Raw genomic sequence first — 25,334 nt, forward strand, 5'->3', positions numbered from 1 at the left:
CCGGACATGACAGAGAAACTCGTCATCATCGGCAACGGCATGGCGCCAGGGCGCATGCTCGAGCATCTGCTGGAAAAGGCGCCCGGCCTCTACCAGGTCACCATCTTCAACGCCGAGCCGCGTGTGAACTACGACCGCATCATGCTGTCGCCGGTGCTGTCGGGCGAAAAGGATTATGAGGAGATCATCATCCATGGTGACGGCTGGTACATCAAGCACGGCATCACCCTCTACAAGGGCCACAAGATCATTGCCATCGACCGGCAGGCGAAGACCGTCACCTCCGATCACGGCGTAACCGAGCCCTACGACAAGCTCGTCATCGCCACCGGCTCAGTGCCGTTCATCATCCCGGTGCCGGGCCACAATCTGCCCGGCGTGCTGACCTACCGAGATCTCGACGACGTACGCGCCATGATGCTTGCCGCCCAGTCGCGGGCCAAGGCGGTCGTCATAGGCGGCGGCCTGCTCGGCCTGGAGGCCGCGGCCGGCCTCAACGCGCAAGGCATGGACGTCACCGTGCTGCATGTTATGCCGACGCTGATGGAGCGCCAGCTTGATCCGGCCGCCGGCTACCTCTTGCAGCGCGCGGTGGAGCAACGCGGCATCAAGGTCATCACCAAGGCCAACACGCAGGCGATCACGGGCAACGGCAAGGTCGAGCAGGTGGAACTCGCCGATGGCACCATCATACCGGCGACCCTGGTGGTCATGGCCGTCGGTATCCGGCCGAATTCGGCGCTGGCGAAAGATGCCGGCATCGCCGTTAACAGAGGTATCGTTGTCGATGCCGGCATGCGCAGCAACGACCCCGACATCTACGCGCTCGGCGAATGCGCCGAGGTCAACGGCATGGTCTACGGGCTGGTGGCACCACTCTATGAGATGGCACGCGTTGCCGCCAGCCAGCTTGCCGGCGACGAGACCGCTGCTTTCGTCCATTCGGACACGCCGACCAAGCTCAAGGTCACCGGCATCGAGCTGTTCTCGCTCGGCGACTTCGCCGATGGCGACGACCGCCAGGAGATTGTGCTGCGCGATGCTTCAGCCGGTGTCTACAAGCGGCTGGTGCTTAAGGACGACCGCATCATCGGCACGGTGCTCTACGGCGAGACGTCAGATGGCGCCTGGTTCAACGACCTCAAGAAGAAGCAAACCGATATTTCGGAGATGCGCGACACGCTCATCTTCGGCCAGTCCTACCAGGGGGGTGCCCCGCTGGACCCTATGGCGGCCGTTGCAGCCTTGCCGGATGATGCGGAAATCTGCGGCTGCAACGGCGTTTGCAAGGGAAAGATCACCGGCGCGATCACGGCCAAAGGCCTGACCTCGCTCGACGACGTGCGCGCCCACACCAAGGCGTCGGCCTCGTGCGGCTCCTGCACCGGGCTGGTCGAGAAGCTGATGGTGCTGACCCTCGGCGACACATACAACCCGGCGGCCGTCCAACCCATGTGCTCCTGCACCACGCTCGGCCATGACGAGGTGCGCCGGCTGATCAAGGCCAAGCACCTGAAGACTATTCCCGCCGTCATGCAGGAGCTGGAATGGAAGACCTCCTGCGGCTGCGCCAAATGCCGTCCGGCGCTCAACTACTACCTCGTTTGCGACTGGCCAAACGACTATGCCGACGACTATCAGTCGCGCTTCATCAATGAGCGGGTGCACGCCAACATCCAGAAGGACGGCACCTATTCGGTGGTCCCGCGCATGTGGGGCGGCGTCACCAACGCCGCCGAACTGCGCGCCATCGCCGACGTCGTCGACAAGTTCGAGATCCCGATGGTCAAGGTCACCGGCGGCCAGCGCATCGACATGCTGGGCATCCGCAAGGAAGATTTGCCGGCGGTGTGGGCCGATCTCGGCCAGGCCGGTTTCGTCTCCGGTCATGCCTATGCCAAGGGCCTGCGCACGGTGAAGACCTGCGTCGGCTCCGACTGGTGCCGCTTCGGCACGCAGGATTCGACAGGTCTCGGCATCCGTATCGAAAAATTCATGTGGGGTTCGTGGACGCCGGCCAAGGTCAAGATGGCGGTGTCGGGCTGCCCGAGGAACTGCGCCGAGGCGACCTGCAAGGATGTCGGCGTCATCTGCGTCGACAGCGGCTACGAGATCCACTTCGCCGGCGCCGCCGGCCTCGACATCAAGGGCACCGAAGTGCTCGGTCTTGTGAAGACAGAAGACGAAGCGCTGGAGCACATCGTCGCGCTGACCCAGATGTACCGCGAGCAGGGCCGCTATCTCGAACGCATCTACAAATGGGCCAAGCGTATCGGCATCCCCGAGATCAAGCGCCAGATCATGGACGATGGCGAGAAGCGCAAGGCCTATTACGACCGCTTCGTCTTCAGCCAGAAATTCGCCCAGGTCGACCCATGGTCGGAGCGCGTCTCCGGCAAGGACAAGCACGAGTTCCGGCCGATGGCTTCGGTCGGGTTTGCCGAGGCGGCGGAGTGAGCGCGTGTTCCCGAAAAGTGGGAACCGGTTTTCGGTTAAGAACACGCGCAAAAAGGGAATTCACATGAACTGGATCGCCATCGGCACCATCTCCGACATCCCGCGGCGTGGCGCGCGCTGCGTGGCCACCCCGCAAGGCAAGGTCGCGGTCTTCCGCACCCAGGACGATCAGGTCTATGCCATCGACGACCATTGCCCGCACAAGGGCGGGCCGCTCAGCCAGGGCATTGTCCATGGCGCGGCGGTGACCTGTCCCCTGCACAATTGGGTGATCTCGCTGGAGACCGGCAAGGCGCTCGGTGCCGACGAAGGCGTGGTGCGCACCATTCCGGTCAAGGTCGAGGGCGAACGCCTGTTCCTGGCGCTGGAAGCGCTGGCCAGCCGCGCCGCCTGAACATGGAGATCGACGCAGCACGCGAGGTGAGGACCACCTGCCCCTATTGCGGGGTGGGCTGCGGCGTGCTGGCGAAGGTCGCCGCGGACGGGCAAGTGTCCGTCCGCGGCGACCCCGATCATCCCGCGAACTTCGGCCGCCTCTGCTCCAAGGGCTCTGCCCTGGCCGAGACGATCGACCTCGACGGCAGGCTGCTTCATCCTGAAATCCACGGCCGCCGCGCGGGCTGGAACGAGGCGCTCGACCACGTTGCCTCGACCTTCTCGCAGACCATCGCCGAGCACGGGCCGGATGCGGTCGCCTTCTACGTCTCGGGCCAGTTGCTGACCGAGGATTATTACCTCGCTAACAAGCTGATGAAGGGCTTTGTCGGCTCGGCCAATATCGACACCAATTCGCGCCTCTGCATGGCCTCGTCGGTCGCCGGCCACCGCCGCGCCTTCGGCTCCGACACGGTGCCGGGAACCTATGAGGATCTGGAACGCGCCGACCTCATCGTGCTGGTCGGCTCCAACCTCGCCTGGTGCCATCCCGTGCTCTTCCAGCGCATTGCCGCCGCCCGGGAAAAGCGGCCGGAGATGAAGATCGTGCTGGTCGACCCGCGCCGCACCATGACATCTGATATCGCCGACATGCATCTGGCGATCGCGGCGGATGGCGATGTCGCTCTGTTCACAGGCCTGCTCGCCTGGCTCGGCCAGCACAATGCGCTCGACCGCGCCTATATCACGGCGCACACGACCGGCTTCGAGCAAGCCCTTTTCGCCGCCTCCGCGCTTGATCTCGCCGATGTTGCCGCTGCCACCGGCCTGAGCGAAGACGAACTTGTCCGCTTCTACAGCCTGTTTGCCGCGACCGCGAAGACGGTGACCGTTTACAGCCAGGGCGTGAACCAGTCGTCGTCCGGCACCGACAAGGTCAACGCCATCATCAATTGCCATCTCGCCACCGGTCGCATCGGCAGGCCGGGAGCCGGGCCGTTCTCGGTGACCGGCCAGCCCAACGCCATGGGCGGCCGCGAGGTCGGCGGCATGGCCAACATGCTCGCTGCCCATATGGAGATCGACAACCCTGAACACCGCGACCGTGTGCGCCGCTTCTGGAACGCGCCCGATGTCGCGCAAAAGCCCGGCCTGAAGGCGGTCGAGATGTTTCAGGCCGTTGCCGACGGGCGCATCAAGGCGCTGTGGGTCATGGCCACCAACCCGGTCGATTCGATGCCGGACGCAGACGCCGTCGAAGCGGCAATCAAGGCTTGCCCGTTCGTCGTGGTGTCGGATGTGCTGGCCAGCACGGACACAGTGCGTCACGCCCATGTCCGACTGCCCGCCGCCGCCTGGGGCGAGAAGGACGGCACCGTCACCAATTCCGAGCGCCGCATCTCGCGCCAGCGCGCCTTTCTGCCCGCGCCCGGTGAAGCGAGGCCGGACTGGTGGATCATCGCCGAGGTGGCGCAGCGGATGGGGTTTGGCGAGGCGTTCGCGCATGAGACGCCGGCGGAGATTTTTGGCGAGCACGCCGCGCTGTCTGGGTTTGAGAATGATGGCGTGCGCGATTTCGATATCGGGGCGTATGCCGGGGTTGATGCTGAAAGCTACGCGTCACTTGAGCCATTCCAATGGCCAGCGCCGAGCCCACGAGGCGGCACTACGGAGCACCAACCCATTCGCTTCTTCGCCAACGGCAATTTCTACACACCCGACCGCAAGGCACGCTTCATCGCCATCCGCGCCACCACCGAAACCCGCGCCACATCCGATTTCCCCCTCATCCTGAACACCGGCCGGATCCGCGACCACTGGCACACCATGACGCGCACCGGCAAAAGCCCGCGTCTGTCCCAGCACATCGCCGAGCCCTTTGTCGAAATCCACCCCGTGGACGCGCAGCACCACGGCATCGGCGACGCCGACATCGTGCGTATTGCCAGCCCGCGCGGCGACGTGCTGGTCCGCGCCTTGATCACGCCCCGCCAGCGCCCGGGCAGCGTCTTCGCACCGATGCACTGGACCGATCAGTTCGCGGCAAAAGGCCGGCTCGACGCACTGACCGCACCGCTCATCGATCCGGTCTCAGGCCAACCCGCGTTGAAGCATGTCGCGGCCCGCATCGAGAGATTTGTCGCCAAGGCCTTTGGTTTCGCCGTGATGCGCCAGAAGCCGGAACGGATTGACGCGAGCTATTGGGCGGTTGCCAAGTGCCGGGGCGGATGGCGGGTCGAGCTTGCCTTTGCCGACGACGCTATCGACTGGACAGCCTTTGCCGGCTCACTCTTCGGCACCCCCGCAGCCGAAATGCTCGCGTATCACGACCGCGACGCTGGCCAGCACCGCATCGCTGCCTTCGATGGCGAGCGCCTCGTGGGCGCGCTGTTCGTCGCGCCCGGCCCGGTCGCTGTGTCGCGCGGCTGGGCGGTGGAACAGCTTGAAGAAGTCCACGCCAGCCAGCGCGAGCGCTTCCGGATCGTCGCCGGCCGCGCCGGTGCCGAACGGCCCGATGCCGGTGCCACCGTCTGCTCCTGTTTCAGCGTCGGGGCTAACCAGATCGTGGCCGCGGTGGCGGCTGGCTGTACGACCGTCGAAGCCATCGGCAGTGCCCTGAAGGCCGGCACCAATTGCGGCTCCTGCCGCTCCGAGATCCGCGCCCTCATCCAGGCCAACCGCGTTCAAGCGGCCGAGTGAGCAGCGGCCCCCGGGGCGATTGAGCGGCCCGCAAGACCCCGCCAAACCTGTCCAACTGTTAATTCGACTTCGTCTGGGTTCGGCCATATTGGTGGATGGGGGTGAAAGATGCCGCCATGGACCAGCAATTGGAAATGCCCCTGCAGACGACCGTCGCGCCACGCCGTTCGCGTGGCTGGATTCCGTGGCTGATCTTCATTGCCATTGTCGCCGCAACCGGCGCCTATCTCTATCAACGTCCGCATGTCGAGGCCAGGCAGCCCGGCGGCAGACGCGGCGCGCAACCGACGACGATCGGTGCCGCCGCCATCGAAAAAGGCGCGATAGACGTCACCCTCAATGCCCTCGGCACGGTGACCTCGCTCTCCACCGTCACCGTCAAGTCGCAGGTCACCGGCCCCCTCATCCAGGTCAATTTCAAAGAGGGCCAGGACGTCAAGAAGGGCGACCTGCTGGCTGAGATCGACCCCCGCCCCTTCCAGGCGGCGCTCGCCCAGGCCCAGGGCCAGCTGGTGCGCGACCAGGCCATGCTGAAAGACGCCCAGCTCGATCTCGTCCGTGATCAGAAGCTGGTGGCGCAGGGGGCGGCGACACCCCAGACCCTCGACGCGCAGGTCGCCCTGGTCGCTCAGGACGCCGGTTCAGTCCAGGTCGACCAGGCGATGATACAGACCGCCACCCTCAATCTCGATTATTGCCGCATCCTCTCTCCAGTCGATGGACGGGCCGGCCTGCGCCAGGTCGATGAGGGCAACTATGTCACCCCAAGCGATGCCAACGGCATCGTCATCATCACACAAGTGCAGCCGATCAGTGTGCTGTTCACCGTGCCCGAGGATGAATTGCCCGCGATCGCGCAGCGCATGCAGCTCGGCGCCACGCTGCCCACCTCTGCCTTCGACCGCGCCGGAGCCAAGAAGCTCGCCGACGGCCAGCTCGAGACCTTCGACAGCCAGATCGACCCGAGCACCGGCACCATCAAGCTGCGCGCGGGTTTCGCCAATGAGGCGCGCCTCCTCTATCCGAACCAGTTCGTCAACGTCGGGCTTCTCGTCGACGAGCACAAGGACGTCGCGATCGCCCCGATCGCCGCGATCCAGCGTGGCCTGCCCGGCACCTTCGTCTATCTGGTCAACCCCGACAGCACGGTCGCCGTGCGCAAGGTCACGCTTGGCGTCACCAATGGCGAGCACGTCGAGATCCTCGCCGGCCTGAACCCCGGCGACCGCGTCGTCGTCGACGGCGCCGACAAGCTCCGCGACGGCGCCCATATCAACCTTCAGCAGGACGGCCAGGCCCCGGCACAGCCCCGGGCGACGGCACCACCCCCCGCGGCGGGCCAGACGCCGGCACAGACACCCGCCCAGACCCCGCCACAGGCAGCAGCCCCATCGGACGGACAGAAGCCAAATGGGGAGACGTCAGACGGACAGGCGCTGGATGGCACGGCGCACAAGCATCAGGGCCACAAGCACCGCCATTCGGAGTCCGGGCAGCAGCAATGAGCCCGTCGCGCGCCTTCATCCTGCGGCCGGTGGCGACATCGCTGTTCATGGTCGCGATCATGCTGTCCGGCCTGCTGGCCTATCGCTATCTGCCCGTCTCGGCCCTGCCCGAGGTCGACTATCCCACCATCCAGGTGCAGACCTTCTATCCCGGCGCCAGCCCGGACGTGATGACGTCCTCGGTCACGGCACCGCTGGAGGTCCAGCTCGGCCAGATCGCCAACCTCAACCAGATGAACTCCGTCAGTTCAGCGGGATCTTCCGTCATCACGCTGCAGTTCAGCCTGGCGATCTCGCTCGATGTCGCCGAGCAGGAGGTACAGGCCGCCATCAATGCCGCCGGCAATCTTCTGCCGGCCGACCTGCCGGCGCCGCCGATCTATGCCAAGGTCAACCCGGCCGACGCGCCGGTGCTCACCCTCGGCCTGACCTCGGCCACAATGCCGCTGCGCGACGTCCAGCAACTTGCCGATACAAGACTGGCGCAGAAGATATCGCAGCTGCCGGGTGTCGGCCTCGTCAGCCTCAGCGGCGGCCAGCGCCCGGCCGTGCGCGTCCAGGCCGATCCGCGCAAGCTCGCTGCCTATGGCCTCAATCTCGACGATCTGCGCACCACTTTGGGCAGCGCCAACGTCAACACGCCGAAAGGCAATTTCGACGGGCCGTCGCGCGCCTACACCATCAACGCCAACGACCAGCTGAAGAGCGCCGACGAATACCGCTCGCTGATCGTCGCCTACAAGGATGGCGCGCCGGTGCGGCTGAGCGATGTGGCCGATGTGGTCGACGCCACCGAGAACAACCGGCTGGCGGCCTGGATGAACAGCACGCCGGCGATCATCCTCAACATCCAGCGCCAGCCCGGCGCCAACGTCATCGACGTGGTCGACCGCATCAAGGCGCTGTTGCCGCAGCTCCAGGCCTCGCTGCCCAACGCCGTCGACGTCAAGGTGCTGACCGACCGCACCACGACCATCCGCGCTTCCGTGCGCGACGTCGAATACGAGCTGACGCTGTCGATCATCCTGGTCGTGCTGGTCATTTTCGTCTTCCTGCGCAGCGCGCGCGCCACGCTCATCCCGAGCCTTTCGGTGCCCCTGTCGCTGGTCGGCACGCTGGGCGTCATGTACCTGTTCGGCTTCAGCCTCGACAATCTGTCGCTGATGGCGCTGACCATCGCCACCGGCTTCGTCGTCGACGACGCCATCGTCGTCATCGAGAACGTCGCGCGCTATGTCGAGGAAGGCGCGACACCGCTGCAGGCGGCGCTGAAGGGCTCGCAACAGATCGGCTTCACCATCATCTCGCTGACCGTGTCGCTGATCGCGGTGCTGATCCCGCTTCTGTTCATGGGCGATGTCGTCGGCCGCCTGTTCCGCGAATTCTCCATCACGCTTGCCACCACCATCCTGATCTCAGCCGTGGTGTCGCTGACGCTGGTGCCTATGGCCTGCGCCAAGCTGCTCAAGCCGGTGGCGGCGGTGCGCGAGAACGCCTTGCAGCACGCCAGCCGCGACTTCTTCGACTGGGTGATCCGGGGCTACGGCCGCGCGCTGACCTGGGTACTCGACCGCCAAACGCTGATGCTGGTGGTGGCGGCGGCGACCCTGGTGCTTACGGCGGCCCTCTACGTGGTCATCCCCAAGGGGTTCTTCCCGGTGCAGGACACCGGCGTCATCCAGGCCATATCAGAGGCGCCGCAGTCGATCTCTTATGCGGCGATGGCCGACCGACAGCAGCAGCTCGCCGCCATCATCCTGAAGGACCCCGATGTCGACAGCCTGTCGTCCTTCATCGGCGTCGACGGCACCAACACCACGATGAATGTCGGCCGCATCCTGATCAACCTAAAACCGCATGAGCAGCGCAGCGCCGATATCACGCAAGTCATCGCCCGCCTGAAACAGGAAGCCGCTCCGGTGGCGGGCGTGACGCTCTACATGCAGCCGGTCCAGGACTTGACCATCGACGGCCAGGTCAGCCGCACCCAGTATCAATTCGTGCTCCAGGACGCCAATGCCGACGAATTGGGAGAATGGACGCCGAAGCTGCTCGCCAAGCTGAACACGCTGCCGCAACTCGCCGATGTCGCGAGTGACCTGTCGAACAGCGGCCTTGCCGTCTTTGTCGACATCGACCGCGACCAGGCCGCGCGCTTCGGCATCACGCCGGCGACCGTCGACAACGCGCTCTACGACGCTTTCGGTCAGCGCATGGTCTCGACCATCTACACCACGTCAAGCCAGTCCCGCGTCATTCTCGAGGCCGCACCTTCGGAGCAGGATTCGCTCAAGGCGCTCTCGTCCGTCTACCTGCCCTCGTCGACGGGTGGCGCGCCGGTGCCGCTGTCGGTGGTGGCAACCACCCATATCGCCACCACGCCGCTGCAGATCACCCATATGGGGCAATTCCCCGCGACCACCGTCTCGTTCAACCTGGCGCCCGGTGCGTCGCTCGGCGAGGCGGTCACCGCGATCGAGCAAGCGCAGGCCGATATCGGCATGCCTCTCAGCATCATCACCAGCTTCCAGGGCGCGGCGCGCGCCTTCCAGGCGTCGCTCGACAACACGCTGTTCCTGATCCTGGCGGCGGTGGTGACGGTCTACATCGTGCTTGGCGTGCTCTATGAGAGCTTTATCCACCCGATCACCATCCTGTCGACGCTGCCTTCGGCTGGCATCGGCGCGCTGCTGGCGCTGATGATCGCCGGCCAGGACCTGACCATCATCTCGATCATCGGCATCATCCTCTTGATCGGCGTGGTCAAGAAGAACGCCATCATGATGATCGACTTCGCGCTCGACGCGCAGCGCAATGAAGGCAAGGCACCGCGCGAGGCCATCTACCAGGCCTGCCTGCTGCGCTTCCGCCCGATCCTGATGACGACACTGGCGGCGATGCTCGGCGCCTTGCCGCTGATGCTCGGCACCGGCGTCGGCTCGGAATTGCGCCATCCCTTGGGCGTCTCCATTGTCGGCGGCCTGCTGCTCAGCCAGTTGCTGACCCTGTTCACCACGCCGGTGATCTATCTCTGGTTCGACCGCCTTGCCGCGCGTCTCCGCGGCATCGAACCCAATCTGCCCCGTGCCCCTGATCTTCCCCGTGGCCCCAATCTTCCCCGCGGACATGGTGCGGACGCCAGGCCATGAACCTGTCGGTCCCCTTCATCCGGCGTCCGGTGGCGACAACGCTGCTGACCTTCGGCCTGCTGGCGGCCGGGCTGGTAGCGTTCCCGCAGCTGCCGGTGGCGCCGCTGCCGGCGGTCGACTACCCCGTGATCTCGGTATCGGCCTCACTGCCGGGTGCCAGCCCCCAGGTGGTGGCCAACACCGTCGCCAGCCCGCTCGAGCGGCATCTCGGCGAGATCGCCGACGTCAACGAAATGACCTCGTCGAGCAGCGTCGGCAGCGCCCGCATCACCTTGCAGTTCGGGCTGGACCGCGACATTGACGGCGCCGCGCGTGACGTCCAGGCGGCGATCAACGCCGCGCGCGCCGACCTGCCGTCCAGCCTGCGTTCCAACCCGACCTATCGCAAGGTCAATCCCGCCGACGCCCCGATCCTCATCCTGTCGATGACATCGGACACTTTGTCCAAGGGCCAGCTCTTCGATGCCGCCAGCACCGTGCTGGCGCAAAAGCTGTCGCAGGTCGACGGCATTGGCGAGGTGTCGGTTGGCGGCAGCTCGCTGCCGGCGGTGCGCGTCGAACTCAACCCGCAGGTGCTCTACGATTACGGCATCGGGCTGGAGGATGTGCGCGCCGCACTCGCCTCGGCCAACGCCCACAGCCCCAAGGGTGCCATCGATGTCGGCAACCAGCGCTACCAGATCTACGCCAACGATCAGGCCAACCAGGCCGACGCCTACCGCTCGCTGGTCGTCGCCTACCGCAACGGTGCGCCGGTCAGGCTTTCCGATGTCGGCCAGGTCAATGATTCCGTCGAGAACATCCGCAATGCCGGTCTCGCCAACGGCAAGCCGGGCGTGCTGATCATCCTCAACCGCTCGCCCAACGCCAACATCATCGCGACGGTCGACCGGGTGAAGGCGCTGCTGCCGACGCTGCGCGCCTCGATCTCGCCGGCCATCGACCTGTCGCTGGCGGTCGACCGCTCGACCACCATCCGCGCCTCGCTGAGCGAGGTCGCACAAACGCTGATGATCGCCATCGGCCTAGTGATCCTCGTCGTCTTCGCCTTCCTGCGCGACGTGCGCTCGGCGCTGGTGCCGATCGTGGCGGTGCCCGTATCCCTGGTCGGCACGCTGGGCGCCATGTACCTGATGGGCTTCAGCATCGACAATCTGTCGCTGATGGCGATGACGGTGGCCACCGGCTTCGTCGTCGACGACGCCATCGTCGTGCTCGAAAACATCGCCCGCCACACCGCTTCCGGCATGGGCCGCATGGAAGCCGCCATCAAGGGCTCCCAGGAGGTCGGCTTCACCGTGCTGTCGATGAGCCTGTCGCTGATCGCCGTCTTCATTCCGATCCTGCTGATGGGCGGTATTGTCGGCCGGCTGTTCCGCGAATTCGCCGTCACGCTGTCGGCGGCGATCCTGGTCTCGCTCGCCATCTCGCTGACCACCACACCGATGATGTGCTCGATCTTGCTGCGCCCCGAGGGACAACGCGAACACGGCCGGCTCTACCGCTTCAGCGAGCGCATCTTCGAGGCCATGCTGAGCTTCTATCGCCGGTCGCTGTCCTGGGCACTCGACAATCCGCTGCTGATCACGGCGGTGCTCGCGGCAACGCTCGGCCTCAATGGCTATCTCTATGTCACCATCCCAAAAGGTTTCTTCCCGCAACAGGACACCGGACGGCTGACCGGCTCGATCCAGGCCGACCAGGCAACCTCCTTCCAGTCGATGTCGCAGAAGCTCACCCAGTTCGCCGGCATCGTCAGCAAGGATCCGGCCGTCGATGCCGCTGTCGCCTTCACCGGCGGCGGGCAGACCAATTCCGGTTCCATGTTCGTGTCGCTGAAGCCGCTGGCCGAGCGCAAGATCTCCGCCGACCAGGTCATCGCCAGGCTGCGGCCCAAACTGGCTGTGGTGCCAGGTGCCACGCTCTTCCTGCAAGCGGTGCAGGATATACGCGTCGGCGGGCGGCAATCGAACGCGCAGTACCAGTACACCTTGCAAGGCGACAGTTTCGACGAGGTGGCAGAGTGGGCGCCGAGGCTGGCAGCGGCGCTGCAAACGGAACCCAGGCTCACCGACGTCAACTCCGACCAGCAGAACAAGGGCCTGGAAGCCGACGTCACCATCGATCGCGACACCGCAACGCGCCTCGGCATATCGGCCAGCGAGATCGACAACACGCTTTACGACGCCTTCGGCCAGCGCCAGGTGTCCACCATCTATGTCCAGCGCAACCAGTACCACGTCATCATGGAGGTGGCGCCGCAATACTGGCAAAACCCCGATGCGTTGAAAAAAGTCTATGTCAGCACATCGGGCGGATCGGTTGGTGGATCGCAGTCGAGCAACGCGGTTGCCGGCACATTCGTCGCGCCGGGCCGGTCCACCACTGCCCAATCGGTCGCCGCCGATGCCGCGCGCAACCAGGCCAACAATTCCATCACCAGCACCGGCAGGACGGCGGCCTCGACCGGTTCGGCGGTCAGCACCGGAGCCGAGACCATGGTGCCGCTGTCGGCCGTCGCGCATTACGGCCCCGGCAGCACGCCGCTGTCGGTCAATCACCAGGGCCTGTTCGTCGCCACCACCCTGTCGTTCAACCTGGCGCCGGGCGTCGCCCTCAGCGAAGGCGTCGCGGCGATCAACGCGGCCGCCGACCGCATCGGCATGCCGGCCACCATCCATGGCAGCTTCCAGGGCACGGCGCGCGTCTTCCAGGACTCGCTCTCCGACCAGCCGCTGCTGATCCTTGCCGCGCTGATCGCCGTCTATGTCGTGCTTGGCATTCTCTACGAAAGCTACGCGCACCCGTTGACCATTCTGTCGACCTTGCCGTCGGCCGGCGTCGGCGCCTTGCTGGCATTGACGCTGGTCAACATCGAATTCTCGATCATGGCGCTGATCGGCATCATCCTCTTGATCGGCATCGTCAAGAAGAACGCGATCATGATGATCGACTTCGCGCTGGCCGCGGAGCGCAACGAGGGCAGATCGGCACATGACGCCATCTACCAGGCATGCCTGCTGCGCTTCCGCCCGATCATGATGACGACCATGGCGGCGCTGTTCGGCGCCGTGCCGCTGGCCATCGGCCTTGGCGAAGGCGCGGAACTGCGCCAGCCACTCGGCATCGCCATCGTCGGTGGTCTGATCCTGAGCCAGATCCTGACCCTCTATACGACGCCGGTGATCTACATCTACGTCGACCGTTTCGGACGCTGGTGCCGGCAGTTGCGTTCGCGGGCACGCTACCGCTGGCAGCCAGGTGTGCAACCCGGAGAGTGAGCCGGCTCTCTCCGCCGATCACAAGCTGTCAACTTTGCGTTCCTTGCCGTCTAACGGATTGGAAGACCCCTATATGGATTGTGCGGGCCGCAAACCGCCGGCGATGAGAGGATCATCGTGACGCGACGGGAGCAGATTGGCCCGAGATCGGAAAGCGATATCCATACCGCTTTTCCCGTTGAAGGGAGGCGCAACCATGCGCAGTTTTACACCGAAGATCATAGCAATCGCATCGCTTCTGGCGGCGGTGCCACTGTCCAGCGCCTACGCGGTGCATCACTCGCATTTCGAAGTAGAACGCGGCAAAGCTTCGCCGCCGCGCGATGTCTTATCGCTCGTCAAAACCACGGCTGGTCTGCACTCTTGTCCGAAAGGCGTGCCCCCGCCGGTCGGATGAGGCGGAAACAATGCCTGGCCCTGATGAAGGTCAATTCAACGAGCGGCCGTTCGGCTGACTATTATTGGGAGGGGTTTTCCAAGCCATAGCAATCGGTTAGCAGATTGAACCATGAGCCCGTCGCCGTGGATGCGTGTCCCGGCTGGCCCTGTTCTCCGTAATTGGTACGTCTGGACACAAGTGTTGAAGGCTGGAAAATGGGGAACGCAAATTCGCGATACGAGTTGATTCAAGAGATCAGGAGATCCGCGCTGAAACTGGAAGACATAGCGGCCCATCCGGCCTTGCACCGCTACGTTCAGGAACAGTCACAGTCCCTGATCCGCATCTATGAGGAAACCCCGCGACTGGCTTCCATCTTTGCCACCCAGCAGCGCTGGCTTATGGCCCATGTTGGCCTTGCCATGCACTTCAGGCGAGACCCGAACGACCGCCGCAAGGAGCTGACCGTATCGCGTTTCATCGAGGTCGTGCACAAGAACGCGGTGGCCAGCCGCAACACCGCGGATGCTTTCATCAAGGAGATGCTGCACTACAACATCGCCGAGTATGTGGCGGGCGGCGACGGCCGCACGCATCCCCTGCAACCAACGGCGGCGACAATCGAGAGATTCACCGGCTGGGTGATCGCCCATCTGCGCACGCTTGACCATGTCGATGGCGGCCACCGGCTGGCCAGGTACCTGGACCGGCCCGATATGCTTGCCACGCTGCAGCCGTTGATCGCTGACGGCCTGCTTGCCTCAGAGCCGGTGCGCGAACCCAACCGGACCTTTTCCCTGTTCATCTGGCTCAACAATGGCGGCATCGTTATGGATTGGCTGATGTCCGGCATCGATCCGGACCATGCCGGCCTGGAGCGGATTCCGACCAGCGTGGTTTCGATCGGCGACTTCGCCAAATGGCTCAAACTGTCGCGGACCCATCTCGGCCGCAAACTGCGCACCGCCGAGGAGCTCGGCAGCATTGGCTGGCTTGGCCAGCGTGGCCATTCGGTGATGTGGGTGTCGCACGGCTTCTACGAGGAATACATGACCGTGCAGGCCGCCAAGCTGGCTGTCGTCGACAGCGCCTTCAAGGCTTGTTTTCCGCCATCGCAAGGCGGTGGCTGAGCGGCGGCGCGCACGTAGCGCTCCCGCAATTCGCTCCCACTGTACACATTCACCCACTATTGACGGCCGGCGTCTGGACACGAGCCGCGAAGGCTGAAAATGTATTTTTGCGTCTTCGCGACAAGGGGGCTTATCGCAGCGGGGGAGAATGGCGCTCACGTTGGAAGAAATTGCCGGCCATCCGGCATTGCATCGCTGTGTTCGCGTCCAGGCGCAGGCGATGAACCAGACCTATGAGACGAACCCGCGGCTTTCCTCGGTGTTCGCCACGCAGCAACGCTGGCTGATGGCCCATATCGGCCTCGCCCTGCATTTCAGGCGGGAGCATGACGACTATCGCAAGCAACTGACGGCTGCGCGCTTCATCGACGTGATCCGGCAGAATGCCGTGGCCAGCCGCAACACCGCCGACGCCTTCGTCAAGGAAATGCTGCACTACGGTTTCATCGAATATGTGCCCGCAACCCAGGACCGCCGCATCCGGCCCCTGCAGCCGTCGGTGGCCTCGCTGGAGCCGGTTACGCTCTGGCTGCGGCGCATCTGCAGACGCTGGACAGTCTCGACGGCGGGAACCGGCTCGCTGCGTTCCTGGCTCGGCCGGACGCACTCGCCATGGTGCAGCCACGGATTGCCGATGGCTTGCTGTCGTCCAATCCAGTGCGCGAGCCCAAGCGGACCTTTTCCTTGTTCACCTGGCTCAACAATGGCGGCGTCGTCATGGACTGGCTGATATCGAGCGTCGATCCCGACCATGCCGGCCTCGATCGGATCCCGACCGGCATCGTCTCGATCGGCGATTTCGCCAGATGGCTGAAACTGTCGCGAACCCATTTGGCCCGCAAGCTGCGTGATGCCGAAAATCTCGGCAGCGTCGGCTGGCTCGGCCAACGCGGTAACTCGGTGATGTGGGTGTCGCGCGACTTCCATCAGGAATACATAACCGCCCAGGCGGTGAAGCTGGCCATTATGGATACCGCCTTCGCCGACGCCTTTGGTCCGACGGCAGGCCGCTGACCGGTGCGGCATCCCCCGCGCGGGGGATCCACGAATCCATCATGCCCGTTAGCACTCCAATGCCCGCTATGCGCGCGGCGCTATGATTGGAGAGGGACCCCAAATGAAAAGACGGTACGAAAAACCGACGCTGGACAAGCGCGGAAAGCTGTCCAGCGTCACGGCGGGATGTGGGTCCTCCGTCTGTCTCACTTGACGCTCGACAAGCTTGATCGACATTGACCCGAGGCACGCCTCGGCGCCTCAGTCGATGTCGAACGAGACGCCTTGGGCAAGTGGCAGCGCCTTCGAATAGTTCACCGTGTTGGTGGCGCGGCGCATATAGGCCTTCCATGCATCGGAGCCGCTCTCGCGGCCGCCGCCGGTTTCCTTTTCGCCACCGAAAGCACCGCCGATCTCAGCGCCCGACGTGCCGATATTGACATTGGCGATGCCGCAGTCCGAACCGTCGACGCCAAGGAACCGCTCGGATTCCTGCAGGTCGCGGGTGAAGATCGACGACGACAGGCCGGCACCCACCGCATTGTGCTCATCGAGTACCGCGTCGAAATCCGAATATTTCATCACATAGAGGATCGGCGCGAAGGTCTCTTCGGTCACCGGCGACACCTGCTTCGGCATCTCGACCAGGGCCGGATGCACATAATAGGCATCCGGGTGGCCGTTCTCGACGCGCGTACCTCCGGTCACCTTGCCGCCATGGGCGGCTGCTTCCTTCAACGCCTTCTCCATGGCGTCGAACGCCGCCTTGTCGATCAGCGGCCCGACCAGCGACGACGTCTCCAGCGGATTGCCGACCGACACGCTCTGATAGGCCTTCTTCAGGCGCGGCACCAAGGCATCGTAGACGCTCTCATGCACGAACAGCCGCCGTAGCGTCGTACAGCGCTGCCCGGCCGTGCCCATGGCGCCGAAAGCGATGGCGCGTAGCGCCATGTCGAGATCGGCGGTCGGGCAGACGATGCCGGCATTGTTGCCGCCGAGTTCCAGCACGGCGCGGGCAAAGCGCTTGGCCAGGCGCGGCCCGACATCCCGGCCCATGCGGGTCGAGCCGGTCGCCGAAACCAGCGGCACCTTGGGGTGGTCGACCAGGATTTCGCCGACGGCACGGTCGCCGATCAGCACCGGCGCCAATCCTGCCGGTGCGTCCGCGCCGAAACGCTTCACAGCCCGCTTGAAGATCGCCTCGCAGGCAAGTGCGGTCAGCGGCGTCTTCTCCGACGGCTTCCACACCACCGCGTCACCGCAGACCAGCGCCAGTGCGGCATTCCACGACCACACCGCGACCGGGAAATTGAAGGCCGAAATGACGCCGACCACGCCGAGCGGATGCCAGGTTTCCATCATGCGATGGCCCGGACGCTCGGTGGCGATGGTCAGGCCATACAATTGCCGGGACAGACCGACGGCGAAATCGCAAATGTCGATCATCTCCTGCACTTCGCCGAGGCCCTCGGACGGGATCTTGCCGACCTCGATCGACACCAGCCGGCCAAGCTCGGCCTTGTGCGCACGCAATTCCTCGCCGAGCAGCCGCACCAGTTCGCCGCGCTTCGGGCCCGGCACCAGCCGCCAGGACTGGAACGCCTTGTGCGCGGCATCGATGGTCTTGGCCGCATCGGCCGGCGAAATGGTCTTCAGCGCCGCGATCTGTTCACCCGTCACCGGGCTGCGCACGATCAGGTCGCCGCCAACCAGCGTGTCCTTCGCCACACCCAGTTTCGCCAGAAGCTCGGCCGTTTCCTTTGCTATGGTCATTTTTATCCCTTTCAGATCCCATATGGCGTCGGGTCAAAGCCTCGCGCCATGTCGCCCCGCATGCCGAAAGGCACTTCAGGCGCAGTCATGGCGTGGCCTTACTCGTTTCGAGGGAAAATCGCCACCCCGGCATGGTCCAAGGCCAAATTACACGATTGATCCAGGCGACACGATTGAGCCAGAGGGGCAAACGCGGCTCAGTTCGCCTTTTTCGCCGGCGCGCGCACGGCACCGTCTTTCATCAAACGGTCGATATGCATGCGGATATGGGCCGCTTCCGCCGCCGTGTTGGCAAGGGCGATGGCGCGGTCGAAGGCGACCCGCGCCTCCTCGCCGCGGTCGAGCTGCATCAGCAGCCCGCCCTTGAGACCAAAGAAGTGGAAATAGCCGGAAAGCCTTTCTTCCAGCGGCTCGATCATGGCAAGCGCGGCTTCCGGCCCGCGCACCTTGGAGACCGCCACCGCGCGATTGAGCGTGATGACCGGCGACGGCTGCATCTGTTCGAGCAGGCCGTAGAGCAGGTCGATCTCCACCCAGTCGGTGTCCTCGGCCTTCTCTGCCCGCGCATGCAGCGCGGCAATTGCCGCCTGCACCTGGTAGGGGCCGGGCTTGCGATGGCGCAATGCCTTGTCGACCAGCGCCAACCCCTCGTCGATCATCTTGCGGGTCCACAGGCTACGATCCTGGTCCTCGAGCAAGACGATCTCACCGTTCTCGTCGAAACGGGCCGGTGCACGTGCATGCTGCAGCAGAAGCAGCGCCGTCAGCCCCATGATCTCCGGCTCGGTCTGGAACAGCCGCAGCAGCAGCCGGGCGAGCCGGATCGCCTCCTCGCACAGCGGCGCGCGGGCCGGCGCCTCGCCGCTGTTGGTCGAATAGCCTTCGTTGAAGATCAGGTAGACCATTGCAGCAACAGCCGCGAGCCGCTCCGACCGTTCAACCGCGCCCGGCGTCTCGAACGGCACGCCGGCGTCCGCGATGCGCGCCTTGGCGCGGGTGATGCGCTGCTCCATGGCACTCTCGCCAACCAGGAAGGCGCGCGCGATCTGCTTGACGGTGAGACCGGAGACGATGCGCAGCGCGACCGCGATCTGCTGCGTTGCCGGCAAATCGGGATGGCAGCAGATGAACAGCAGCCGCAAAATGTCATCGCGGTAATGTGCCCCGTCCAGCCGCTCGGCGATGTCGCTCTCGGCATCTTCCAGATCGGAAATCTGGTCCTCTTCCGGCATCGGCGCCTGCTTGGCGCGTTTGCGCACCGCATCGATGCCGCTGTTGCGGCCGACGAAGATCAGCCAGGCCGCCGGATCGCGCGGCGGCCCGTTCTGCGGCCAGTTCTTCAACGCCCTGAGACAGGCATCCTGGAAAGCTTCCTCCGCCGTATCGAGATCGCGGAAATAGCGCAGCAGCGCGCCCATCGCCTGCGGGCGGGCAGAACTGATCGCCGAGCTGATCCAGGCAAGTTCGGTCATACGGCCACCTTGGTGGGATTAAACACCGAGACCGGTCGGATCTCATAGGAGCCGCCGCTCGGGTTGACCTCGGAGAGCTCACGGGCGAATTCGACGGCCTCGTCGAGATCGGCGCACTCCAGCGTATAGAAACCGAGGAACTGTTCCTTGGTCTCGGCGAATGGCCCGTCTATGACCACCGATTCGCCCTTGACCTTCCGCAGCGTGGTCGCTGCCGTCGTCGGCAGCAGCCGGGCCACCGGACCAAGCCGGCCGGCCTTGGCGTACTTGTCCTGAACATTGAGGAGATTGGCCATAACCTCGTCATCCTGTGCCTTGCTCCAGGAGCTGACGACGTCTTCGGAGGCATAACAGAGGATGGCGTAGAGCATGTTTCGTCCTTTTCTGTATCAAAGGACGAAACAGTAAGACTGATCCCGACACGGCGTCGATAAAAAAATCTGACATGGCGACCGCCAATTGTTGCGTGTCACCCTTCGTGCGTTTTCAACCATCTCAACACGAGCGCTTCCTCGTCATCGAGACCGTCTATGGACCGCTTGCGCTTGTTGGCCTCCGCCATTTCGGCCAGCAACCGTCCCTGCGACCAGGCCTCGAAAACCTGCGGATGGATGTAGCATTTGCGACAGACGGCGCGTGTGTTGCCCAGCCGCTCGGCCACTCTGTCGATGACGCTGTTCATCACCCGCTTTTGCTGGGCTTGGGCTTCGGGCAGCTCCGTCTGCGCAAACAGCGACGCGGCGTGGATGGTGCCGCCCCAGGTGCGGAAATGCTTGGAGCTGAACGCATCGCCGGCGGCGTCCCTGATATAGCGGTTGACGTCGTCGGAGCGGACCGGGCGCCTGTTGCCGTCCTCGTCGAGATACTGGAACAGCTTCTGGCCGGGCAGATCCTGCGCGCCCCGCACGATCCCTGCGATGCGGCGATCGACCAGCTTCAATTTCCATTCCTTGCCGGATTTGCCCTTGAAGGCAAAGCGCAGGCTCGATCCCTTGATGTCGACATGGCGGTCCCGCAATGTCGTCAGGCCGAAGCTCTTATTGTCGCGCGCATAGGCGGCATTGCCGACGCGGATCATCGTGTTGTCGAGCAGCCAGACGACTGCGGCGACGACACGCTCAAATGGCAGGCCGTGACGGCGCAAATCGCTGTCTATCGTGCGCCGCAGGTCGACCAAGCTTTCAGCAAAAGCAACGAGGCTCGAATATTTGGCGCCGTCGCGCTCCTCGGCCCATTGTGGATGATAGCGATACTGCTTGCGCCCCCGCTGATCCCTTCCAGTCGCCTGGATATGCCCATCGGCATCGGGCGAGATCCACACATCCGTCCAGGCCGGCGGAATGACGATCGCCTCGATACGCGCCCTGGCGGCATCGGAGACCGCTTTCCCGTCCGGTCCTGTGTAGGAAAATCCTTTGCTGGTCCTCAGCCGGCGGATACCAGGCTCGGCATCGCTGACATAGGTGAGTGCGGCATCCCTGGCCGAGCTTTGCGCCCCATTCTTCGGCGCAGCGTCTTCGTCGGTCGACCGGCCGTGCGGCAATCCGGATCTCTGCAGCATGTAAGCTCCACGCAAATATGCGTAGATAAGCTGTTGGCCGACTGCTGGTTCCACACACCGTCTGAAAAGCAGGCGATCCCGAACGTGTTGGCGGCTGGCAGGTTACAGCGCGTCCTGCATTTGGTTCAGTGGAGCCGACAGCCGGCGTCGCACCGCGAGCTTGAGCCTGTAACGCAGGCAGCGCCAGGCCTCAGACCGTCGCTTCGGCGCGGCCGCGGCCACCGCCAGGAAGCGCGCGGCCATGGCCAGGCCGCCGCGAGCATAGTGGACGCGAGCAATCTTGAGGGCGACAAGTCCCTCCCTGGTCTTGAGTGCCGAGACCGGGATGCTGCAATCGGTGAGTGTGCGCAGTTCCCGGCGCCAATCAAGGAAGCGCCGCACCGGGTTGATCGTAAAACGATCGTCGGAGCGCATCGGCGAGACTTCGTAGACCATCACAGGCTGCTCGATCATGGCCAGCGACGCCGTGCTCATCAGCCGCGCCCAAAACAATGTGTCCTCATCATAGGCCAGCCCGACCGGAAACCGCGTTTGGCCGATGAGGTGCCGCGAAGCAAGCACACTGCCCACCGCGACGGAGCGAATGTCGCCTTTCACATAGGCCGCAGCGTTTGCCAGACAGCCGGCCTGATATCCGTTCGGCACCTTGATCTGGCGGTCCTGGCCATTCACCCGACGCCGGTAAGCGCCAACGATCATGTCGGCTTTTGGCTGGCGATCTGCCTGCTCGAGCAACGCGCGCAAGCCGCGCTCAAGATGCAGGTCGTCAGCGTCGATGAGGTACACCCAGGGGTACAGCACCTGCGCCAGTGCAATGTTGCGCGCGCCACCGGCATCGCGACAATTGGCCGGCAGCACACGCAGCGGCAGAGACAATTTCGCCGCGGCCTGCAGCGCGGCGGCAGCCGTACCGTCTATCGATGCATCATCGACGAGCAGAATCTCGCCGATAACCCCCGCCTCGCTGGCGAGGGACGCCAGCGTTGTAGCGATGGTTTTCGCCGCATTGTGGGCAGGGATGACGACGCTGACCGCTTTCAATACCAAACCCCGCGCCCACGCGCATCAATACTGCAATTATTGGTCCTCTCGAAACCGACTAAAGGGTAGCTGCCACGTCACCATTTGAGAAGTCATCTTTGTTCATGCCGAATTGTACCAGTGGACCACCTTGCGTGAGCAGGTCCCTTTTCACGCCTTTTCGAGCGCGACGGGAATGACGTCGACAGCCTGCTCGCCGACCTGTCCGCCGGTGGTTTTCAGCACGCCGACGATCGGCGCGACATCGGAATAGTCACGGCCGTAACCGACAGTGATGTGGTCGTTGCTGGCCCGCATGCCGTTGGTCGGATCGAACTCCTGCCAGCCGGCGTCACGCCCGCACCAGACCTTGACCCAGGCATGCATGGCATCGGCGCCCTCCAGCCGGGGCTTGCCCTTGGGCGGAATGGTGCGCAGGAAGCCGCTGACATAGCCGGCCGGAATGCCGAGCCCGCGCAGCCCGGCAATCATGATGTGCGAAAAGTCCTGGCAAACACCGCGCTTCAGTTTGAATGCATCGCTAGCCCGGGTCCGCACTGTGGTTGCGTCACCGTCATAGGTGAAATCGCGATGAATGCGGTTGCATAGGTTCATTGCCGTGCCGGCGGCCGAGCCGGCGATGCTGTCTCGGGCGTAGGTGGTGATCGCCGCATCAATGCCGGAGTGAGCGCTTCCCGCCAGAAAGTGATGTGGCGAAGCAGACGCCAACGACCGCACCGCGGCCAGCTCCTGCCGCAGCCGCCCGATATCGGGCGAGACGTCGAGCCCGGGCTCCGGCCGCGACACCGAAACGCGGGCGCTCATCCTTATGTCGAGCGCATCATGCGCGTCGCGAAAGGCGATGGAGGTGACGTTGTTGCCGAAGAAATCGGAGAAATCCGACCGTTCATTGGGCGCCGGCGCGAAGGACAGGGATGCGGCGATGACCCGCTGCACGCCTGATATCGTCGATGGCAGCACGCGGATCTGGTGGCGGCCGCCACCCGCCGCCGCGGCATAGTCGTAATGGAGATGAAGCCTGATGTCGTAAAGCATGCAAACTTTTCTGTCCTGACGCAGGTTCTTGTCGCAAAACCGCGCGACACTTTTGCGGAACCTGCTTAGCCGAAATAGGCCTTGGCGAGGCTGTTGTAGAGGCCGCCGATTTCATAGGCGAGTTCGTCCAGCGCCTTTGCCGTCATGTCCGAAGGCTCCTTGATGGCGATCTGGGTGTTAAGCTGCAGGATCTCTTTCGCCGCCGGCGACATGTGCCCCTCGCCACCGACCGACGGCAGCAGGCCGATCTCGGCCTTCAGCCTTTCCAACTGGAACAGGATCGAGCGCGGATTGAGCGGGTCGAGCGCCAGAAGATCGATCACCGTGCGCCGGCCGGCCTGCACCGGATATTGCCGGCGGTGGGTCATGACGCTGTCGCCGATCTCCAGCATCATATCGAGCGCGCCGTCCGGCGCCTTGAGACTGGTCAGCCGGGCGAGCGTACGGGCGATCTGGATGCCGCGCTCCAGCCGCCGGCCGATCTCGAGGAAACGCCAGCCGGCGAAGCGGTACATGTTCTCGTGCAGCAGGCCGGAGAAGCCGGCGAGCTTGCGCAGGATCACCGTCATCGCCCGCGTCGCGTCGTCGCCCGGCGCCACTGTCGTCGCAAACTGATGGATGGTCTTCGACAGGTCCTTGAGCGCCAGCCAGCCATCGGGCGAGAAGCGATCGCGGATCTGTCCGGCGCTGTAGACGGCGCTGTCAAGCGTGCCGATCAGCCCCAACGGGATTGCCGTCTCGACATCGATGCCGAACGGCTCGAGATAGTCCCTGATGTCGGCGAGCAGCGGCATGTCCGGATCGGATGTCTCGGCCAGCCGCACATGATAGGCGCGCAAGATGCGCACCGTGTCTTCCGAGCGCTCGATATAGCGGCCGAGCCAGGTCAGGTTCTCCGCCGCGCGGCTGGGCAGGCTGCCCGGCCTGGTGCGCGTAAAACTGTCGCCCTCTTGCGGCAGCAGCGTCTCGCGCTCGACCGGCCTGTCGCTGACCACCCAGACGTCGGCCGCCTGGCCGCCGCGCTGCATGGCGATCGCCGTCGGGTCGAGCGACAGGCCGACACGGGCGAACCCGCCCGGCATCACCGTCCAGCCCTCGGGCGTGCGCGCCAGGTAGACGCGCAGGCTCGCCGGCCGCGGCTCCAGCCAGCCGCCGACAAAGACCGGTGTCGTCGACAGCGTCACCGCTTCCTGGCCAACGAAAGCGCCGCCGTCGCGTTCGATGCGTGCCACCAGTTCCGCCCGTTCCCCGGCCGACAGCGTCGAGCCGAGCGTGGTCTGGCCGTCATCCTCGAAGGCAAGCCTTGTCGAGAGCGCCGGGCCGACCACCATGCGGTCGATATTGGCAAGCACATGGGCGCGTTCGGTGGCTTGCCCGCACCACCACGTTGCGACACTCGGCAGCAGCAACTCCTCGCCGCGCAGTTCGCGCGCGATCTTGGGCAGGAAGGCGAGCAGCGCCCGCGTTTCCATCAGGCCGGAGCCCAGAGCATTGACGGTCGCAACCGCCCCCTGGCGGATCGCTTCCACCAGCCCCGGCGTGCCGATCTGCGAATCCGAGCGCAATTCGAGCGGATCGGCGAAGGCGGCATCGAGGCGGCGCCAAAGCACGCTGATCGGCATCAGGCCGGAAACCGTGCGCACCATCAGCCTGCCGCCGGAAACGGTCAGGTCCTCCCCTTCGAGCAGCATGATGCCGAGATAGCGGGCGATGTAGGCGTGTTCGTAATAGGTTTCGTTGAGCGGCCCCGGAGTCAATATGGCGACGCGGCCTTCGCTTTCCCTGGCCATGCCGATCAGCGCATCGCGAAAACGGCGGAAGAAGCCGGCAAGCCGGTGCACGTGCATCTCGCCATAGATATCGGAGAGCGCGCGCGTCGTGGCGACGCGGTTCTCAAGCGCGAAGCCGGCGCCGGACGGCGCCTGCGTACGGTCACCCAGCACCCACCACTGGCCGTCAGGCCCGCGGCCAAGCTCGAAGGCACAGAAATGCAGGTAATGGCCACCGGCCGGCGTGGTACCCACGACAGGCCGCAAATATTCAGGACTGGCCGCGATCAATCCTGCCGGCAGGATGCCTTTTTCGATCAGCCGGTTGCGCCCATAGATATCGGCGATGGTTTCCTCGAACAGCTCGGCCCGCTGCACGAGACCGGCGCTGATCGCTGCCCATTCGGCGTCTTCGATGAGCAGCGGCACATGCGCCAGTGGCCATTCGCGCTCATTGGCGCCGGCCTTGTCGTAGACCCGGTAGTAAACGCCGGCATCGCGCAGATACTGGTCGGCGCGGGCAAAACGCTGGCCGAGCTTCTCGGCACCGAGATCGTCGAGCGCCTCGATGAAATGCTTCCAGACCGGACGGGGATTGCCGGCAGCGTCGACCATCTCGTCGACGACGCCGTCGATCGGCTGGTAGTGCTCCAGCAGGCTGTGGATCTGCGGCTTGCCGCGTATCCTTTTGTGATTCCCCTTTGCCAT

The 25,334-nt window shown here is 64.6% G+C and carries 15 protein-coding genes and 1 pseudogene; 9 read left to right on the forward strand and 7 right to left on the reverse strand.

Features of this window, described 5'->3' with window-relative positions; genetic code table 11:
• Positions 1–6 precede the first annotated feature (6 nt).
• The 9 genes and pseudogenes from nirB to CKW40_RS07360 all read left to right on the forward strand — a co-directional run bounded on the left by nirB (position 7) and on the right by CKW40_RS07360 (position 15,990).
• Positions 7–2,457: a nitrite reductase large subunit NirB gene (gene nirB / locus CKW40_RS07320; protein WP_095199293.1), complete on the forward strand. Its 2,451-nt coding sequence runs from the start codon at positions 7–9 to the stop codon at positions 2,455–2,457.
• Between the two features lie 64 nt (positions 2,458–2,521).
• Entirely contained in the window at positions 2,522–2,851 is a 330-nt protein-coding gene (gene nirD / locus CKW40_RS07325) for a nitrite reductase small subunit NirD (RefSeq protein ID WP_095199294.1), read from the forward strand.
• A gap of 2 nt (positions 2,852–2,853) precedes the next feature.
• The gene (locus CKW40_RS07330; RefSeq protein ID WP_095199295.1) at positions 2,854–5,532 is read left to right on the forward strand and encodes a nitrate reductase; all 2,679 of its coding nucleotides are present in this window, start codon (positions 2,854–2,856) and stop codon (positions 5,530–5,532) included.
• A gap of 116 nt (positions 5,533–5,648) precedes the next feature.
• Positions 5,649–7,037, forward strand: a complete 1,389-nt coding sequence (locus tag CKW40_RS07335; RefSeq protein WP_095199708.1) for an MdtA/MuxA family multidrug efflux RND transporter periplasmic adaptor subunit — start codon at positions 5,649–5,651, stop codon at positions 7,035–7,037.
• Positions 7,034–10,186, forward strand: a complete 3,153-nt coding sequence (locus tag CKW40_RS07340) for an MdtB/MuxB family multidrug efflux RND transporter permease subunit (RefSeq protein WP_095199296.1) — start codon at positions 7,034–7,036, stop codon at positions 10,184–10,186. Before CKW40_RS07335 ends, CKW40_RS07340 begins: the two co-directional genes overlap by 4 nt.
• On the forward strand, positions 10,183–13,467 hold the full coding sequence (locus CKW40_RS07345; RefSeq protein ID WP_095199297.1) for an efflux RND transporter permease subunit: 3,285 nt from the start codon (positions 10,183–10,185) through the stop codon (positions 13,465–13,467). The genes CKW40_RS07340 and CKW40_RS07345 overlap by 4 nt, the downstream gene beginning before the upstream one ends.
• A gap of 196 nt (positions 13,468–13,663) precedes the next feature.
• The gene (locus tag CKW40_RS07350; protein ID WP_095199298.1) at positions 13,664–13,864 is read left to right on the forward strand and encodes a hypothetical protein; all 201 of its coding nucleotides are present in this window, start codon (positions 13,664–13,666) and stop codon (positions 13,862–13,864) included.
• A gap of 197 nt (positions 13,865–14,061) precedes the next feature.
• Positions 14,062–14,976, forward strand: a complete 915-nt coding sequence (locus tag CKW40_RS07355; protein ID WP_095199299.1) for a hypothetical protein — start codon at positions 14,062–14,064, stop codon at positions 14,974–14,976.
• Positions 14,977–15,124: 148 nt separating this feature from the next.
• Positions 15,125–15,990 (forward strand): annotated as a pseudogene (locus tag CKW40_RS07360) (hypothetical protein).
• Positions 15,991–16,233: 243 nt separating this feature from the next.
• Here the strand turns inward: CKW40_RS07360 and amaB are convergent.
• The 7 genes from amaB to CKW40_RS07395 all read right to left on the reverse strand — a co-directional run bounded on the left by amaB (position 16,234) and on the right by CKW40_RS07395 (position 25,334).
• Positions 16,234–17,748 carry an L-piperidine-6-carboxylate dehydrogenase gene (gene amaB, locus CKW40_RS07365; protein ID WP_095199300.1) on the reverse strand — a complete coding sequence of 505 codons (1,515 nt, stop codon included), beginning with the start codon at positions 17,746–17,748 and terminating at the stop codon, positions 16,234–16,236.
• A gap of 197 nt (positions 17,749–17,945) precedes the next feature.
• Entirely contained in the window at positions 17,946–19,220 is a 1,275-nt protein-coding gene (locus CKW40_RS07370; protein ID WP_095199301.1) for an RNA polymerase sigma factor, read from the reverse strand.
• Positions 19,217–19,591: a YciI family protein gene (locus tag CKW40_RS07375; protein WP_095199302.1), complete on the reverse strand. Its 375-nt coding sequence runs from the start codon at positions 19,589–19,591 to the stop codon at positions 19,217–19,219. Before CKW40_RS07375 ends, CKW40_RS07370 begins: the two co-directional genes overlap by 4 nt.
• Before the next feature lie 98 nt (positions 19,592–19,689).
• The gene (locus tag CKW40_RS07380) at positions 19,690–20,781 is read right to left on the reverse strand and encodes a DNA topoisomerase IB (protein ID WP_095199303.1); all 1,092 of its coding nucleotides are present in this window, start codon (positions 20,779–20,781) and stop codon (positions 19,690–19,692) included.
• Positions 20,782–20,883: 102 nt separating this feature from the next.
• Positions 20,884–21,822, reverse strand: a complete 939-nt coding sequence (locus CKW40_RS07385; protein ID WP_095199304.1) for a glycosyltransferase family 2 protein — start codon at positions 21,820–21,822, stop codon at positions 20,884–20,886.
• Between the two features lie 150 nt (positions 21,823–21,972).
• Positions 21,973–22,857, reverse strand: a complete 885-nt coding sequence (locus CKW40_RS07390; RefSeq protein WP_095199305.1) for a transglutaminase family protein — start codon at positions 22,855–22,857, stop codon at positions 21,973–21,975.
• Positions 22,858–22,922: 65 nt separating this feature from the next.
• Positions 22,923–25,334, reverse strand: coding sequence for a circularly permuted type 2 ATP-grasp protein (locus CKW40_RS07395; RefSeq protein WP_095199306.1), 2,412 nt, complete (start codon positions 25,332–25,334; stop codon positions 22,923–22,925).

Source organism: Mesorhizobium carmichaelinearum (assembly GCF_900199455.1).
GTDB classification, from domain to species: domain Bacteria; phylum Pseudomonadota; class Alphaproteobacteria; order Rhizobiales; family Rhizobiaceae; genus Mesorhizobium; species Mesorhizobium carmichaelinearum.

Excerpts from the sequence above, each read along its gene's own strand:
- CKW40_RS07370 (WP_095199301.1), bottom strand. The coding sequence starts at position 19,220 with ATGACCGAACTTGCCTGGATCAGCTCGGCGATCAGTTCTGCCCGCCCG.
- CKW40_RS07355 (WP_095199299.1), top strand. The coding sequence starts at position 14,062 with ATGGGGAACGCAAATTCGCGATACGAGTTGATTCAAGAGATCAGGAGA.
- nirD (WP_095199294.1), top strand. The coding sequence starts at position 2,522 with ATGAACTGGATCGCCATCGGCACCATCTCCGACATCCCGCGGCGTGGC.
- CKW40_RS07395 (WP_095199306.1), bottom strand. The coding sequence starts at position 25,334 with ATGGCAAAGGGGAATCACAAAAGGATACGCGGCAAGCCGCAGATCCAC.
- CKW40_RS07335 (WP_095199708.1), top strand. The coding sequence starts at position 5,649 with ATGGACCAGCAATTGGAAATGCCCCTGCAGACGACCGTCGCGCCACGC.
- CKW40_RS07390 (WP_095199305.1), bottom strand. The coding sequence starts at position 22,857 with ATGCTTTACGACATCAGGCTTCATCTCCATTACGACTATGCCGCGGCG.
- CKW40_RS07345 (WP_095199297.1), top strand. The coding sequence starts at position 10,183 with ATGAACCTGTCGGTCCCCTTCATCCGGCGTCCGGTGGCGACAACGCTG.
- nirB (WP_095199293.1), top strand. The coding sequence starts at position 7 with ATGACAGAGAAACTCGTCATCATCGGCAACGGCATGGCGCCAGGGCGC.
- CKW40_RS07340 (WP_095199296.1), top strand. The coding sequence starts at position 7,034 with ATGAGCCCGTCGCGCGCCTTCATCCTGCGGCCGGTGGCGACATCGCTG.
- CKW40_RS07330 (WP_095199295.1), top strand. The coding sequence starts at position 2,854 with ATGGAGATCGACGCAGCACGCGAGGTGAGGACCACCTGCCCCTATTGC.
- CKW40_RS07350 (WP_095199298.1), top strand. The coding sequence starts at position 13,664 with ATGCGCAGTTTTACACCGAAGATCATAGCAATCGCATCGCTTCTGGCG.
- CKW40_RS07380 (WP_095199303.1), bottom strand. The coding sequence starts at position 20,781 with ATGCTGCAGAGATCCGGATTGCCGCACGGCCGGTCGACCGACGAAGAC.
- CKW40_RS07375 (WP_095199302.1), bottom strand. The coding sequence starts at position 19,591 with ATGCTCTACGCCATCCTCTGTTATGCCTCCGAAGACGTCGTCAGCTCC.
- amaB (WP_095199300.1), bottom strand. The coding sequence starts at position 17,748 with ATGACCATAGCAAAGGAAACGGCCGAGCTTCTGGCGAAACTGGGTGTG.